This window comes from Ensifer sp. PDNC004 (genome assembly GCF_016919405.1).
Classification (GTDB): Bacteria; Pseudomonadota; Alphaproteobacteria; order Rhizobiales; family Rhizobiaceae; genus Ensifer.
Genome location: NZ_CP070353.1, coordinates 3,796,377 through 3,810,618 on the forward strand (window position 1 = coordinate 3,796,377; position 14,242 = coordinate 3,810,618).

12 protein-coding genes are annotated in these 14,242 nt (G+C 62.4%); 11 read left to right on the top strand and 1 reads right to left on the bottom strand.

The features are described from left to right. Positions 1-94: 94 nt before the first annotated feature. From JVX98_RS26535 to JVX98_RS26585, 11 genes are all read left to right on the top strand, one after another. Complete coding sequence (locus JVX98_RS26535; RefSeq protein WP_205237994.1) at positions 95-1,345, top strand: sarcosine oxidase subunit beta family protein; 1,251 nt, start codon at positions 95-97, stop codon at positions 1,343-1,345. 70 nt (positions 1,346-1,415) lie between these two features. After that, entirely contained in the window at positions 1,416-1,694 is a 279-nt protein-coding gene (locus JVX98_RS26540; RefSeq protein ID WP_205237995.1) for a sarcosine oxidase subunit delta, read from the top strand. Next, the gene (locus JVX98_RS26545; protein WP_205237996.1) at positions 1,691-4,648 is read left to right on the top strand and encodes a sarcosine oxidase subunit alpha family protein; all 2,958 of its coding nucleotides are present in this window, start codon (positions 1,691-1,693) and stop codon (positions 4,646-4,648) included. Before JVX98_RS26540 ends, JVX98_RS26545 begins: the two co-directional genes overlap by 4 nt. A 10-nt stretch (positions 4,649-4,658) precedes the next feature. After that, the gene (locus tag JVX98_RS26550) at positions 4,659-5,213 is read left to right on the top strand and encodes a sarcosine oxidase subunit gamma (protein WP_205237997.1); all 555 of its coding nucleotides are present in this window, start codon (positions 4,659-4,661) and stop codon (positions 5,211-5,213) included. Positions 5,214-5,466: 253 nt separating this feature from the next. Continuing rightward, positions 5,467-7,893 carry an FAD-dependent oxidoreductase gene (locus JVX98_RS26555; protein WP_205237998.1) on the top strand — a complete coding sequence of 809 codons (2,427 nt, stop codon included), beginning with the start codon at positions 5,467-5,469 and terminating at the stop codon, positions 7,891-7,893. 288 nt (positions 7,894-8,181) lie between these two features. Beyond that, positions 8,182-9,084, top strand: a complete 903-nt coding sequence (locus tag JVX98_RS26560) for a branched-chain amino acid ABC transporter permease (protein ID WP_043611301.1) — start codon at positions 8,182-8,184, stop codon at positions 9,082-9,084. Positions 9,085-9,088: 4 nt separating this feature from the next. Further along, a complete protein-coding gene (livM, locus tag JVX98_RS26565) occupies positions 9,089-10,474 on the top strand; it encodes a high-affinity branched-chain amino acid ABC transporter permease LivM (protein ID WP_205237999.1) in 1,386 nt (461 codons plus the stop codon). After that, positions 10,474-11,358 carry an ABC transporter ATP-binding protein gene (locus JVX98_RS26570; protein ID WP_043626789.1) on the top strand — a complete coding sequence of 295 codons (885 nt, stop codon included), beginning with the start codon at positions 10,474-10,476 and terminating at the stop codon, positions 11,356-11,358. Before livM ends, JVX98_RS26570 begins: the two co-directional genes overlap by 1 nt. Continuing rightward, positions 11,358-12,083 (top strand): ABC transporter ATP-binding protein, encoded by a 726-nt coding sequence (locus JVX98_RS26575; protein WP_043626786.1) that lies wholly within the window; start codon positions 11,358-11,360, stop codon positions 12,081-12,083. Before JVX98_RS26570 ends, JVX98_RS26575 begins: the two co-directional genes overlap by 1 nt. A 24-nt stretch (positions 12,084-12,107) precedes the next feature. Beyond that, on the top strand, positions 12,108-12,452 hold the full coding sequence (locus JVX98_RS26580) for a DUF6867 family protein (protein WP_192447077.1): 345 nt from the start codon (positions 12,108-12,110) through the stop codon (positions 12,450-12,452). A gap of 114 nt (positions 12,453-12,566) precedes the next feature. After that, on the top strand, positions 12,567-13,685 hold the full coding sequence (locus JVX98_RS26585) for a branched-chain amino acid ABC transporter substrate-binding protein (protein ID WP_043626781.1): 1,119 nt from the start codon (positions 12,567-12,569) through the stop codon (positions 13,683-13,685). A 91-nt stretch (positions 13,686-13,776) separates the two neighbouring features. Here JVX98_RS26585 and JVX98_RS26590 read toward each other — a convergent pair whose 3' ends face one another. Then, positions 13,777-14,229 (bottom strand): MarR family winged helix-turn-helix transcriptional regulator, encoded by a 453-nt coding sequence (locus JVX98_RS26590; protein WP_043626778.1) that lies wholly within the window; start codon positions 14,227-14,229, stop codon positions 13,777-13,779. Between the last annotated feature and the right edge of the window lie 13 nt (positions 14,230-14,242).

Here is a 14,242-nt window from a genome sequence, read left to right on the forward strand (position 1 = left end):
GTCTCAAGTTTTTTGCACCTGCGAGAGGCTTTGCGTCTTTGCTTCCGCCTTGCGGCTGTGCAAATGTGCCGGCGCAACTGAACTGGATGCTTTCATGCGTTATTCCGCCTTCTCGCTTGTCAGGAACGCCCTTTCCGGAAACCTGAACTGGAAACCGCATTGGCGCCAGCCGCAGCCGAAATCCCACTATGACGTGATCATCGTCGGCGGCGGCGGGCACGGTCTTTCGACCGCCTATTACCTCGCCAAGGAATTCGGCGTGAAGAACGTCGCGGTGCTGGAGAAGGGCTACCTCGGTTCCGGCAATGTCGGCCGCAACACCACGATCGTGCGTTCCAACTACATGCTGCCCGGCAACGAGCCGTTCTACGAATTCTCGATGAAGCTCTGGGAAGGGCTGGAGCAGGATCTCAACTACAATGTGATGCTGTCGCAACGCGGCGTCATCATGCTCTATCACAGCGACGCCCAGCGCGACGCCTATGTCAGGCGCGGCAACGCCATGTGGATGGAAGGCGTGGCGGCGGAACTCATCGAGCGCGAGCAGCTGAAGAAGACGATCCCCTTCCTCAACTACGATCACGCCCGCTATCCGATCCTCGGTGGCCTGCTGCAGCGGCGTGCCGGCACGGCGCGGCATGATGCCGTTGCCTGGGGCTATGCCCGCGGCGCCGACCAGCATGGTGTCGACATCATCGAGCATTGCGAAGTGACTGGCATTCGTCGCGAAAACGGTGTCGTCACCGGTGTCGAAACCACCAAGGGCTTCATCGGCTGCGGCAAGCTGGCGCTGGCGGCCGCCGGCAACACCTCGCGCGTCGGCGAGATGGCCGATCTGAAGCTGCCGCTCGAAAGCCATGTCTTGCAGGCCTTCGTGACCGAGGGGCTGAAGCCCTGTATCGATCACGTGATCGTCTATGGCGGCGGCCACTTCTACATCTCGCAGTCGGACAAGGGCGGGCTCGTCTTTGGCGCCGAGATCGACGGCTACTCGTCCTATGCCCAGCGCGGCAATCTGGCGACGGCCGAGCACGTGATGGAGGAGGGGGTGACGATGATCCCCGGCCTGTCGCGCGTGAGGGTGCTGCGCGCCTGGGGCGGTGTCATGGACATGAGCATGGACGGCTCGCCGATCATCGACCGCACCTCGATCGACAATCTCTACCTGAACTGCGGCTGGTGCTACGGTGGCTTCAAGGCAACGCCGGCTTCCGGCTACTGCTTCGCCCACCTGATCGCCAAGAACGACACCCATCCGGTGGCGCGTGCCTTGAGGCTCGACCGGTTCGCCCGCGGCTATGCCGTCGACGAGGCCGGCGCCGGCCCGCAGCCCAACCTTCACTGACAGCACGCGGCCCGCTGGCCCGTATGGAATGAACAGGAAGCCGGAGCGCGGCTTCAGGACACGGAAGACGATGGCAAGCCTGATTACCTGCCCGCATTGCGGGGTCCGACCGAAGGAAGAATTCGCGATCCGCGGCGACGCCTCGCGCGGGCGTCCCGAGCCGATGGATTCGGACGAGGCCTGGCACGATTACGTCTATGTGCGCGCCAACCCGCGTGGGCGCACATTGGAGCATTGGCATCACATCGCCGGCTGTCGCCGCTTCCTGGTAGTCGAGCGCGATACGGAGACCCACGAGGTCTATTCCGTCGTCGACGCGGCCGAGTTTGCGCGGAGGGCGGCGCGATGACCGGCTATCGTTTTTCCTCCGGCGGCATCGTCGATCGCAGCAAGACGCTTAGCTTCACCTTCGACGGTCGGCCGCTGCGTGGATTTGCCGGCGACACGCTGGCCTCCGCACTTCTTGCCAACGACCAGCTGCTTGTCGGTCGAAGCTTCAAGTATCATCGGCCGCGCGGCATCGTCAGCGCCGGGCCTTCCGAGCCCAATGCGCTCGTCACTCTCGGCTCTGGTGCGCGCACCGATGCCAATACCAAGGCGACCGTTGCCGAGCTCTATGGTGGGCTGACTGCCAAAAGCCAGAACCGCTGGCCGTCGCTCGGCTTCGATGTCGGGGCCGTCAACGGCGTGCTTTCGCCGTTCCTCGGCGCCGGCTTCTACTACAAGACCTTCATGTGGCCGAAGCAGGCCTGGGAACGGGTCTACGAACCCTTCATCCGCCGCGCTGCGGGCCTCGGCCGGGCGGTGCTGGAGCGCGATCCCGAGAGCTACGAGAAGTCCTGGGCGTTCTGCGACCTGCTGATCGTCGGTGCCGGTCCAGCCGGCCTGATGGCGGCGTTGACCGCCGGCCGCGCCGGCCTCCGGGTCATCGTCGCCGATGAAGATTTCCGGCTCGGCGGTTCGTTGCTCTCCGCCAGCGAAACCATCGACGGCGCGCCGGCATCGGTCTTTGCCGACCGCATCGTCGCCGAACTGCAATCGCTGCCCAACGTCACGCTGCTTTCGCGCACCACGGTCTTCGGCTGGTACGACGACAACGTCTTCGGCGCGGTCGAGCGCGTGCAGAAACACGTCGCCGAACCATCGTCGAAGCTTGTGAGCGAGCGCGTCTGGCGCATCGTTGCCAAGCGCGCGCTGATGGCAACCGGTGCCGAGGAACGGCCGCTGGTGTTCGGCGGCAACGATCGCCCGGGTGTGATGATGGCGGGCGCCATGACCACCTATGCCGAGCGCTACGGCGTCGCCGCCGGCAAACAAGTCGCGATCTTTACCAGCGGCAGCGCCGGTTACCGGACAGCACGGACGCTTGCGGCCAAGGGCGTCGCGATCACGGCGATCGTCGATGCCCGCGCTGAGGCAGCCGATCAGGCGCCCGACGGCATCAGGGTCATCCGCTCGGCCTCGATCGTCGACACCAAGGGCCGGCAACGTCTCAAGGGCGTCGTCGTCGAACGCTCCGGCTACGAGGAACTGATCGCCTGCGATGCGCTGGGCATGTCCGGCGGCTGGAGCCCGATTGTGCATCTGGCCTGCCAGCGCGGCGCAAGACCGGTCTGGTCGGAGGAGCTGAAGGCCTTTGTCGCGCCTGACGTCGGCCGCAGCCTGCGTCCCGTGGGTGCGGCCAACGGCATCTATACGCTCGCCGGCTGCCTGTTCGATGGTGCGGAGAAGGCCGCGGCGATTGCCGCCGACCTCGGCTTCAGCGCCAGTTCGGCCGCAGGACCCGTCGTCGATGGCGAGGAAGCGGCCTCCTTCGCAGCGCTCTGGTACGTGCCGGGCGCCAAGTCGAAGGCCTTTGTCGATTTCCAGAACGACGTGCATGCTGGGGATCTCGGCCTGGCGCTGCGCGAAGGGTTCGGCCACGTGGAGCACGCCAAGCGCTACACGACCAGCGGCATGGCGACCGACCAGGGCAAGCTTTCCAACATCAATGCCGTCGGCATTCTCGCCGGCATGCGCGGCGTCAGCCCGGCCGAGGTCGGCACAACCACTTTCAGGCCGTTCTACACGCCTGTCTCCTTCGGTGCGCTTGCCGGCACGGCGCGCGACGAACATGCGGCACCGGCGCGCAAGTCGCCGCTGCACGGCTGGGCGATGAAAAACGGCGCGACCTTCGTCGAGGCGGGGCTCTGGCACCGGTCCGCCTGGTTCCCGCGCGCCGGCGAGAAGACCTGGCGCGACAGCGTCGATCGCGAAGTCTTGAATGTGCGGGCCAATGTGGGCCTCTGCGACGTCTCGACCCTCGGCAAGATCGAGGTCTTCGGTCCCGACGCTGCGGAGTTTCTTAACCGGCTTTATTGCAACCCGGTCCTGAAGCTGCCGATCGGCAAGGCGCGTTACGGCCTGATGCTGCGCGAAGACGGTTTCGTCTTCGACGACGGCACCGTCAGCCGCTTCGACGAGGAGCATTTCTTCGTCACCACGACGACGGCGATGGCCGGTCCCGTCATGGCGCATATGGAATATTGCGCCCAGGCGCTCTGGCCGGAACTCGAAGTCCGCTTCACCTCGTCGACCGACCAATGGGCGCAGATGGCGATCGCCGGTCCAAAGGCGCGCGCGGTGCTGCAGCAGATCGTCGATGGCGACATTTCCGACGGCGCGTTTCCGTTCCTGTCCGCCCGCAAGATCGCCCTGAAAAGCGGCGTGTCGGCGCGGCTCTTCCGCATTTCCTTCTCCGGGGAGCTGGCTTTCGAACTGGCGGTGCCGGCAGGCTATGGCGAGGCGGTGGCCGACCAGATCATGGAGGCTGGCCGGCCGCATGAAATCTGTGCCTATGGCGTCGAAGCCTTGAATGTCCTGCGGCTCGAAAAGGGTCTGCTGACGCATGCCGAATTCGACGGACGCGTGACGCCTGATGATGCGGGGCTCGGCCGTATGCTCTCGATGCAGAAGACCGACTTCATCGGAAAGCGCCTGTCGACCCGCTACGGGCTGACGGCGGCGGATCGCATGCAGCTCGTCGGCCTGAAACCCGTCGACGCCGACAAGGACATGCGGGCTGGAGCGCATCTTCTGAAGGAAGGGACAAAGCCCTCGACGCTGAACGACCAGGGTTGGGTGAGCTCGGCCGGTTTCTCGCCGGTCATGGGCCACGCCATCGCGCTCGCCTTCCTGAAATCCGGGCGCGAACGCTATGGCGAGAAGGTCGTCGTGTTCGACAAGCTGCGCGATCAGGAGATCGTCGCCGAAGTCTGCGACCCGGTCTTTGTCGATCCGCAAAATGCAAAGCTGAAGGCCTGAGGAGGCGGTGATGGTTCGCGACTACAACAACCGCCACGCACTGGAGCAGAAACTGCGCTCGGCGCCGACGTCGCCGGCGGCAGACCACCTGATGGTCGGGCATTGGCGCACGATGGCAACGGTTCTCGCACGCGCCGGCCGCGAGGAGACCGTGCGTCAGGCGATTGCCGCACAGTCCGACTTGTCCATGCGATTCTTGGGCCCGGGGGAGTGGCTTGTCGTCTCCGAGGTGGAAGCGCCGAGCGGGCTTGTACGTCGGCTCGAAGCGCTTTGCGACGGCAGTGCCTATGTCGTCGACCAAAGCGACGGGCGCGTCGTCTTCCGGATCGCCGGCCCGAACGTGCGCAGCATCCTCGCCAAAGGTATCGGCCTCGACCTTCATGCCGCAGCCTTCACGGTTGGCGGCAGCGCCAATGCGCTTTGCGGTCACATCCCGGTCAATCTCGCCCGGACGGACGAGGACACGTTCGAGCTGATCGTGCCGCGGAGCTACGCGGAATCGCTGTTCGAAGACCTGATGAAGATGGGGCGGGCCTTCGATCTTACCGCCGCCTTCTCGGACTGAACCGGCCCCTTCAAGAGGCCGCAATCAAATGCGGCATGAAATGCCGCAAACGGGTCGCCCATCCGCCAGCAAACGGCGGAAATGGACAAGCGTCCTTCGCAGCCGTGTCTTTATCGGCGCCGTCTTTCTGACTAGGCTTTCATCGTCAGCCGCTTGCGCTTCTGTGCCTGAAGCAAGCGGTCGCCGTGCCTGAGTTTCTTCCTGACAATTTGGCCATGTCTCCGGCAGGAGCATGGGGAGACGGAGTGTACGCATGAAAAGCCATGCCAAGGTCGTCGTTATCGGAGGCGGTGTCGTCGGGTGTTCGGTGCTCTATCACCTGACGAAATTCGGCTGGACCGATGCCGTGCTGCTCGAGCGATCGGAACTTACTTCCGGCTCCACCTGGCATGCGGCCGGCGGCATGCACACGATCAACGGCGACCCCAACGTCGCCAAGCTGCAGAAATATACGGTCGAGCTCTACAAGGAGATCGAGGAATATTCCGGCCAGGATGTCGGCCTGCACATGACCTCGGGCATGATGCTCGCCGCCACCAAGGAACGCTTCGACTGGATGAAGTCCATCCTTGCCAAGGGCCGCTACATGGGGCTCGAAGCGGAGCTTTTGACGCCCAAGGAAGCGCACGACCTGATGCCGCTGCTCGATCCCGACCAGTTCGTCGGCGCGGTGTTCGATCCGGTCGAGGGGCACCTCGATCCCTATGGCACGACGCACGCCTATGCCAAATCGGCGAAGAGGAACGGTGCGGAGATCTACCTGCACACCAAGGTCGAGGATCTGGTGCAGCGGGAAGACGGTTCCTGGCGGGTGATCACCAACCAGGGCGAGATCATCGCCGAACACGTCGTCAACGCCGCCGGCCTCTGGGCCCGGGAGGTGGGGCGCATGGTGGGCCTGGAACTGCCGGTGCTTGCGATGGAGCACATGTATCTCATCACCGAGGACATGCCCGAGGTCATCGAGTTCAACCAGACGCGCGGCAAGGAGCTGATGCACTGCGTCGATTTCGACGGCGAGATTTATCTCCGCCAGGAGCGAAACGGCATGCTGATGGGCACCTATGAAAAGGCGTGCCGCCCCTGGTCGCCGATCTCGACGCCCTGGGATTTCGGCCATGAGCTGCTGGCCGAGGATATCGACCGCATTTCGCCGGAGCTCGAAGTGGGCTTCCGGCATTTCCCGGCCTTCAACAAGGCCGGCATCAGGAAAATCATCAACGGCCCCTTCACCTTCTCGCCGGACGGAAACCCGCTGGTCGGCCCGGTGCGAGGCTTGAGGAACTTCTGGTCAGCCTGCGCCGTCATGGCCGGCTTCAGCCAGGGCGGCGGCGTCGGGCTGGCGCTCGCCAACTGGATGATCCATGGCGACCCCGGCTTCGACGTCTTTGCCATGGACGTTTCGCGCTACGGCGATTTCGCCACGCTTGCCTATACCAATGCCAAGGTGCGCGAGAACTACTCGCGTCGCTTCTCGATCCGTTATCCGAACGAGGAGCTGCCGGCGGCAAGGCCGCTGCTGACGACGCCGATCTACGACCGGCTGAAGGCGGCCGGCGCCGTCTTCGGCGCGTCCTACGGGCTTGAAACGCCGCTGTGGTTTGCACCCGAAGGCGTCAAGGACGCCTTCTCCTGGCGGCGCTCGACCGACTTCGAGACCGTGGGCGCGGAGGCCCGGGCCGTGCGCGAAGGCGTCGGCCTGATGGAGACATCGGGCTTTGCCAAATATGCGATCACCGGCAAAGGCGCTGAAGCCTGGCTCGACCGCATGCTGGCCTGCCGCATCCCTGAGGTGGGGCGCATGACATTGGCACCGATGCTGAAGGAGGACGGCAAGCTGATCGGCGACTTCACCCTTGCCAAGCTCGGCGAGGGGGATTTCCTGCTCGTCGGCTCCGGCATCGCCGAGGACTACCACATGCGCTGGTTCGAGGCGCATCTGCCTGCGGACGGTGCGGTTTCGCTCAAGGCGTTGAAGCTGGAGCTGGTCGGCCTGTCGATCGCCGGGCCAAAGGCCCGCGATGTGCTCGCGAGCCTTACCCATCTCGACGTCTCCGATGCGGCGTTCCCGTTCATGGATATCCGCCGCATGGACCTCGGTATGGCGCCTGCGATCGTCGGCCGGGTCAGCTATACGGGCGATCTCGGCTACGAGATCTGGATGAAGCCGGAGTACCAGCGCTATCTCTTCGAGTTGCTGATGGAGAAGGGCGCCACGTCCGACATCCGTCTGTTCGGCTTAAGGGCTCTGAATGCACTGCGCGTCGAGAAATCCTTCGGCAGCTGGGCGCGCGAGTATCGTCCGCTCTATGGCCCGGTCGAAGCCGGGCTTGGACGGTTTGTCGCGACTGGCAAGGATGCCGATTTCATCGGCAAGGCGGCGGCCGTGAAGGAGAAGGCGGATGGTGGCGCGCTACGTCTGAGAACCTTCCTGCTCGAGGCGAAGGACGCTGATGTCATCGGCGACGAGCCGATCTACCTCGATGGCGTCGTGCGTGGCTGGGTGACATCGGGCGGCTATGCGCATGCAAGTGGCGTTTCGGTCGCCATGGGCTACGTGCCGAAGGAAATCGCCGACCGCAGCGATGGCTGGTCGATCGAACTCCTGGGGGAGATCCTGCCGGCCCGTCTTCAGCCGCATCCGCTGTTCGATTCGAACGGTCAGCGTATGCGCGCCTGAGCAATCGGGGTGGAGTGCGAACCGAAATCGAGCGTCGAAGCTTCATAGAATACCCGACGCTTTTACGACTAAAGTTGATGATTTCGCGGGCGAAAGCTGCGGAAATTTTGATTTTTCTGGCTGTAAAAGCGTCAAATCGATTTTATCGAGGAAGTTTTTGATGAAGTCGCGTTTTTTAGCTTTCCTTTTCGTTTGAAAGAGGTATGGAATCGAGCAAACACAGCGCTCAACAATGAGCTCAAAAAACAAGAGACCGGACCGTTATGGATCTGGTCCAGGGGAAGATTGATGGAGTATTTCGTCCAGCAGCTCGTCAACGGGCTGACTCTTGGGTCTATTTATGGTATGATCGCTATTGGTTATACCATGGTCTACGGCATCATTGGCATGATCAACTTCGCCCACGGCGATATTTTCATGCTCGGCGGCTTTGCTGCTTTGATTGTCTTTCTTATTCTCACAACATTTATCGGGGGCGTCCCGGTTGTACTTGCTCTCCTGCTGATGATGGTCGTCGGCATGTTGACCGCAGGTCTCTGGAACTGGACGATCGAGAAGGTGGCCTATCGGCCGCTGCGCGGTTCGTTCCGGCTTGCGCCGCTGATCACCGCAATCGGCATGTCGATTGCGCTGTCGAACTTCATCCAGGTGACGCAGGGTCCGCGCAACAAGCCGATCCCGCCGCTGGTCTCCTCGGTCTACGAGGTCTTCGGCATCACCATCTCGCTGAAGCAGATCATCATCATCGTCATCACGGCGGCTCTGCTTTCGATCTTCTGGTACATCGTCAACAAGACGCCGCTCGGCCGCGCCCAGCGCGCGACCGAACAGGACCGCAAGATGGCGGCGCTGCTCGGTGTTGACGTCGACCGCACCATCTCGGTGACCTTCATCATGGGTGCAGCACTCGCTGCCGTCGCCGGCACGATGTATCTGATGTATTATGGCGTCGTCGTCTTCACCGACGGTTTCGTGCCTGGCGTCAAAGCGTTCACCGCGGCCGTTCTCGGCGGCATCGGATCGCTGCCGGGCGCCGTTCTCGGCGGACTGTTGATCGGGCTCATCGAGTCCCTCTGGTCAGCCTATTTCACCATCGACTACAAGGACGTCGCGACCTTCTCCATTCTCGCAATCGTCCTGATCTTCAAGCCGTCTGGCATTCTCGGACGACCGGAAGTCGAGAAGGTATAATTCCATGGCAAACATTGCTTCTACGACTGCAAGCGCCGGCACTGACGTGACGGCGCGGGCCCTGCGCGAGGCTGTCTTCGCGGGCCTGATTTCGCTCGGTCTTTTCGTGCTGTTCGTCGGTCTCAAATCCGACCAGAACATCCGCAACGAGCTGATCCTCAACCAGCGCTGGGGCCTGCTGGCGATCTTCGTGATCGTCGCTGCCGTCGGCCGCTTCCTGATGGTCGCCTATGTCCAACCGGCTATGGCTCGGCGCAAGGCCGCCAAGGCCGAAGCCGAGGATGCGGTGAAGGAGGAGACCTTCTTCACCCGCCACTTCTCCAAGCTCGCGATCGCGTTCCTGCTCGTCTATCCGCCGCTCGTCGTCGCGATCTTCGGCATCCAGGGCTCGCTCAAGTGGGTCGACAATTTCGGCATCCAGATCCTGATCTACGTGATGCTGGCCTGGGGGCTGAACATCGTCGTCGGCCTCGCCGGCCTGCTGGACCTGGGTTATGTCGCCTTCTACGCGGTCGGGGCCTATTCCTACGCCCTGCTGTCGACCTATTTCGGGCTGTCGTTCTGGGTTCTTCTTCCGGTCGCCGGCATCCTTGCCGCCTTCTGGGGCATGATCCTCGGCTTCCCGGTTCTGCGTCTGCGCGGCGACTATCTGGCGATCGTCACGCTCGCCTTCGGTGAAATCATCCGATTGGTGCTGATCAACTGGACGGAAGTGACGAAGGGTACCTTCGGCGTCTCCGGCATCGCCAAGGCAACGCTGTTCGGCATCAAGTTCGATGCCTCGAAGGATGGCTTTGCCGCGATGATGGGCCTGCCGATGTCCTCGGCCTATTACAAAATCTTCTTGTTCTATCTGATCCTGGCGCTTGCCTTGCTCACGGCTTACGTGACGATCCGGCTGCGTCGCATGCCGATCGGCCGCGCCTGGGAAGCGCTGCGCGAGGACGAGATCGCCTGCCGCTCGCTCGGCATCAACACCGTGACGACCAAGCTTACCGCCTTTGCGACGGGCGCCATGTTCGGCGGTATCGCCGGCTCGTTCTTCGCCGTGCGCCAGGGCTTCGTATCGCCTGAATCTTTCGTCTTCCTGGAATCTGCGGTCATTCTCGCGATCGTGGTTCTCGGCGGCATGGGCTCGCTCACCGGCATCGCTGTCGCTGCGGCCGTGATGATCGGCGGCACCGAAATCCTGCGTGAACTCTCCTTCCTGAAGATGGTCTTCGGACCGGACTTCACACCTGAACTCTACCGTATGCTGATCTTTGGCCTGGCCATGGTCGTCGTCATGGTCTGGAAGCCGCGCGGCTTCGTCGGATCACGCGAACCGACAGCCTTCTTGCATGAACGCAAGGCAGTCTCCGGCAGCTTCACCAAGGAAGGGCACGGTTGATGGCCCGCGAGACGACGACAATGACAAAAGACCCCATTCTCAAGGTTGAGCACCTGTCGATGCGCTTCGGCGGTCTCATGGCCATCAACGACTTCTCCTTCGAAGCCTATCGCGGTGACATCACCGCGCTGATCGGCCCGAACGGAGCGGGCAAGACAACGGTGTTCAACTGCATCACCGGCTTCTACAAGCCGACGATGGGCATGATCACGATGAAGCAGAAGGCCGGCAAGGAATACCTGCTGGAACGTCTGCCGGACTTCGAGATCACCAAGCTCGCCAAGGTGGCGCGTACCTTCCAGAATATCCGGATGTTCTCCGGTCTGACGGTGCTCGAAAACCTGCTCGTCGCGCAGCACAACAAGCTGATGCAGGCATCCGGCTACACGTTCCTCGGCCTGCTCGGTTTCCCGGCCTACCGCCAGGCATCGCGCGAGGCGATCGACCTTGCCAAGCACTGGCTGGAAAAGGCGTCGCTGATCGACCGTGCGGACGATCCGGCCGGTGACCTCTCCTACGGCGCCCAGCGCCGTCTCGAGATTGCCCGCGCCATGTGCACGGGTCCGGAACTGCTTTGCCTGGACGAGCCGGCCGCCGGTCTCAATCCGCGCGAGTCTCTGGCGCTCAACGAACTGCTGAAAAGCATTCGCGCCGATACCGGCACGTCGATCCTGCTGATCGAACACGACATGTCCGTGGTCATGGAGATCTCCGACCACGTGGTGGTCCTGGAGTACGGACAGAAGATTTCCGACGGCACCCCGGATTTCGTGAAGAACGATCCGAGGGTCATTGCGGCCTATCTGGGTGTCGAGGATGAAGAGGTTGAAGAGGTGATCGAACAAATCGAGGAAATCGAAGGCGGGCAGGGGGGCACCAACTGATGACGGCGCCTCTTCTCCAAGTCAAAGCCGTCGAGACCTACTACGGCAACATCCGCGCGCTCAGCGGGGTCGATGTCGAAGTTCACCGCGGTGAAATCGTCTGCCTGATCGGTGCCAACGGTGCCGGCAAGTCGACGCTGATGATGACCATCTGCGGCAGCCCGCAGGCGCGTACCGGTTCGGTCTTCTTCGAAGGCCAGGACATCACCCGCATGCCGACGCACGAGATCGCCCGGCTGCGCATCGCGCAGTCGCCCGAGGGTCGACGCATCTTCCCGCGCATGACGGTGTTTGAAAACCTGCAGATGGGCGCCAGCCTCGACAACCTGAAGCACTTTGACCAGGACGTGGAAAAGGTGTTCGCGCTTTTCCCGCGCCTGAAGGAGCGCCAGGCGCAGCGCGGCGGCACGCTTTCGGGCGGTGAGCAGCAAATGCTGTCGATCGGCCGCGCGCTGATGGCCCGTCCGAAGTTGTTGCTTCTCGACGAGCCGTCGCTCGGTCTTGCGCCGCTGATCGTCAAGGGCATCTTCGAAGCGATCAAGAAACTCAACAAGGAGGAAGGCCTGACCGTCTTCCTCGTGGAACAGAACGCCTTCGGCGCGCTCAAGCTTTCCGACCGCGGCTACGTGATGGTCAACGGCCGGGTGACGATGAGCGGTTCCGGCAAGGAACTGCTCGCCAATCCGGAAGTGCGCGCGGCCTATCTCGAAGGCGGCCGTCATTGACGGGCCGCATCTGGAGCAAGTGACATGCAGGGAATTCTCTACGAAGAAGCGTCGGTCTGGCAGTTTCTGTTCATAAGCTGCGTCCTTGGCGGCTGGACGGCCTGGCGCACCGGCAAGAGCGTCGCCGAAGGCTGGGAGGAGCTTCCGCGCCTCCTTCTCTACGTGGCGTTGCTGGGGGTTGGCATCCGGTTCGTCCATCACGCTCTGTTCGAGGGCACGATGTTCAGCCTGCACTACTATATCGTGGACACGATCGTGCTTTTGTTGTTTGCTACCGCAGGTTTCCGATACTACCGGACCAAGCAAATGACCAATAACTACTATTGGCTCTATGAGAAGGCTTCGCCTTTCTCCTGGAAAGCCAAATAAAGGGAACAGCGCGCGCCGGCCGCCGCGGCCGGTGCGAAAGAAACACCGGCGCAACTATGGTGGGCATTGCGCAGGTTGGTAACGAGACCCGCTCGAATAATTGGGAGTAACAAGATGAAAAAGTCTCTTCTGTCGGCGGTCGCGCTGACGGCTATGGTTGCCTTCAGCGGCAGCGCCTGGGCTGATATTCTCGTTGGTGTCGCCGGCCCGCTGACTGGCCCGAACGCCGCTTTCGGTGCACAGCTCCAGAAAGGTGCAGAGCAGGCCGCCGCTGACATCAACGCTGCCGGCGGTATCAATGGGGAACAGATCAAGGTTGTGCTCGGCGACGACGTTTCGGACGCCAAGCAGGGCGTTTCGGTCGCCAACAAGTTCGTTGCTGACGGTGTGAAGTTCGTTGTCGGTCACTTCAACTCGGGCGTGTCCATCCCGGCTTCTGAAGTTTACGCCGAAAACGGCATCCTGCAGGTAACGCCGGCCTCCACCAACCCGCAGTTCACCGAGCGCGGTCTCTGGAACACGTTCCGTACCTGCGGCCGTGACGACCAGCAGGGTGCAGTTGCCGGTGCCTACCTCGCCGCAAACTTCAAGGACGCGAAGATCGCCGTCATTCACGACAAGACCCCCTATGGTCAGGGCCTTGCCGACGAAACCAAGAAGTCGATGAACGAAGCCGGCCTCACCGAAGCCCTCTATGAAGGCATCAACACCGGCGACAAGGACTTCTCGGCGCTCATTGCCAAGATGAAGGAAGCTGGCGTTTCGATCGTTTACTACGGCGGTCTGCACACCGAAGCCGGCCTGATCATGCGCCAGATGAAGGACCAGGGCCTCAAAGCTACCCTGATGTCGGGCGATGGTATCGTTTCGAACGAACTGGCTTCGATCGCCGGCGACGCCGTTGACGGCACGCTGATGACGTTCGCTCCCGATCCGCGCAAGAACCCGGCTGCCAAGGACCTCGTCGAGAAGTTCCGCGCTGCCGGCTTCGAACCGGAAGCCTACACGCTCTACGCCTACGCCGCTCTCCAGGTCATCGCCGAAGCTGCCAAGGCTTCCGGCGGCAACGACCCGCAGGCAGTTGCCGAAGCCATCAAGGCAAAGGGTCCGTTCAAGACCGCAATCGGCGAACTCGGCTATGACGAAAAGGGCGACATCACGCGTCCGGACTACGTCATGTACACCTGGAAGAAGGGTGACGACGGCAAGTACAACTACTTCCAGAACGAGTAGTTCTGATTTCGGACCTTGTGTCTGACTGGTTGGGGCCCGGCGAGCGATCGCCGGGCTTTTCTTTTTAGTGAGGTGTCGGCGCAGCGGTCGGCTATTTCAGCAGCGTGTCTCTGAGTGAGGAGACCTCTGCGCGCAGTCGCTCGAGATCGTCGGCGCCGAGCTTGGTCGCTTCGGTGAGACCGCGCGGCACTTCCACTGCCTTTTGCCGCAAGGCCTTGCCCATGTCGGTCAATTGCACCCGGACCTGCCGCTCGTCCGCCTTGTCGCGCACACGGGCGATGTAGCCGGCGGCCTCCAGGCGCTTCAGCATCGGCGTCAAAGTGCTCGATTCCAGGAAGAGCCGTTCACCGAGGCTGCCGACCGTCTGGTCGTCTTTCTCCCACAACAGCACCATCACCAGATATTGCGGGTAGGTGAGATCAAGTTCCTCCAGCAGCGGCTTGTAGATGCGCGTGAAGGCGTGGTTTGCAGAATAGACCGCAAAACAGAGGAAGCTGTCGAGCGCCAGCATCGCCTCGTCGTTCTTGGAGTTGGTGTCAGTCATCGCTTTCTCCTGT

Bases quoted from the DNA above. Each gene is read 5' to 3' on its own strand.
- JVX98_RS26570 (WP_043626789.1), top strand. From the start codon at position 10,474: ATGGCCCGCGAGACGACGACAATGACAAAAGACCCCATTCTCAAGGTT.
- JVX98_RS26535 (WP_205237994.1), top strand. From the start codon at position 95: ATGCGTTATTCCGCCTTCTCGCTTGTCAGGAACGCCCTTTCCGGAAAC.
- JVX98_RS26560 (WP_043611301.1), top strand. From the start codon at position 8,182: ATGGAGTATTTCGTCCAGCAGCTCGTCAACGGGCTGACTCTTGGGTCT.
- JVX98_RS26545 (WP_205237996.1), top strand. From the start codon at position 1,691: ATGACCGGCTATCGTTTTTCCTCCGGCGGCATCGTCGATCGCAGCAAG.
- JVX98_RS26540 (WP_205237995.1), top strand. From the start codon at position 1,416: ATGGCAAGCCTGATTACCTGCCCGCATTGCGGGGTCCGACCGAAGGAA.
- livM (WP_205237999.1), top strand. From the start codon at position 9,089: ATGGCAAACATTGCTTCTACGACTGCAAGCGCCGGCACTGACGTGACG.
- JVX98_RS26590 (WP_043626778.1), bottom strand. From the start codon at position 14,229: ATGACTGACACCAACTCCAAGAACGACGAGGCGATGCTGGCGCTCGAC.
- JVX98_RS26550 (WP_205237997.1), top strand. From the start codon at position 4,659: ATGGTTCGCGACTACAACAACCGCCACGCACTGGAGCAGAAACTGCGC.
- JVX98_RS26555 (WP_205237998.1), top strand. From the start codon at position 5,467: ATGAAAAGCCATGCCAAGGTCGTCGTTATCGGAGGCGGTGTCGTCGGG.
- JVX98_RS26575 (WP_043626786.1), top strand. From the start codon at position 11,358: ATGACGGCGCCTCTTCTCCAAGTCAAAGCCGTCGAGACCTACTACGGC.
- JVX98_RS26585 (WP_043626781.1), top strand. From the start codon at position 12,567: ATGAAAAAGTCTCTTCTGTCGGCGGTCGCGCTGACGGCTATGGTTGCC.
- JVX98_RS26580 (WP_192447077.1), top strand. From the start codon at position 12,108: ATGCAGGGAATTCTCTACGAAGAAGCGTCGGTCTGGCAGTTTCTGTTC.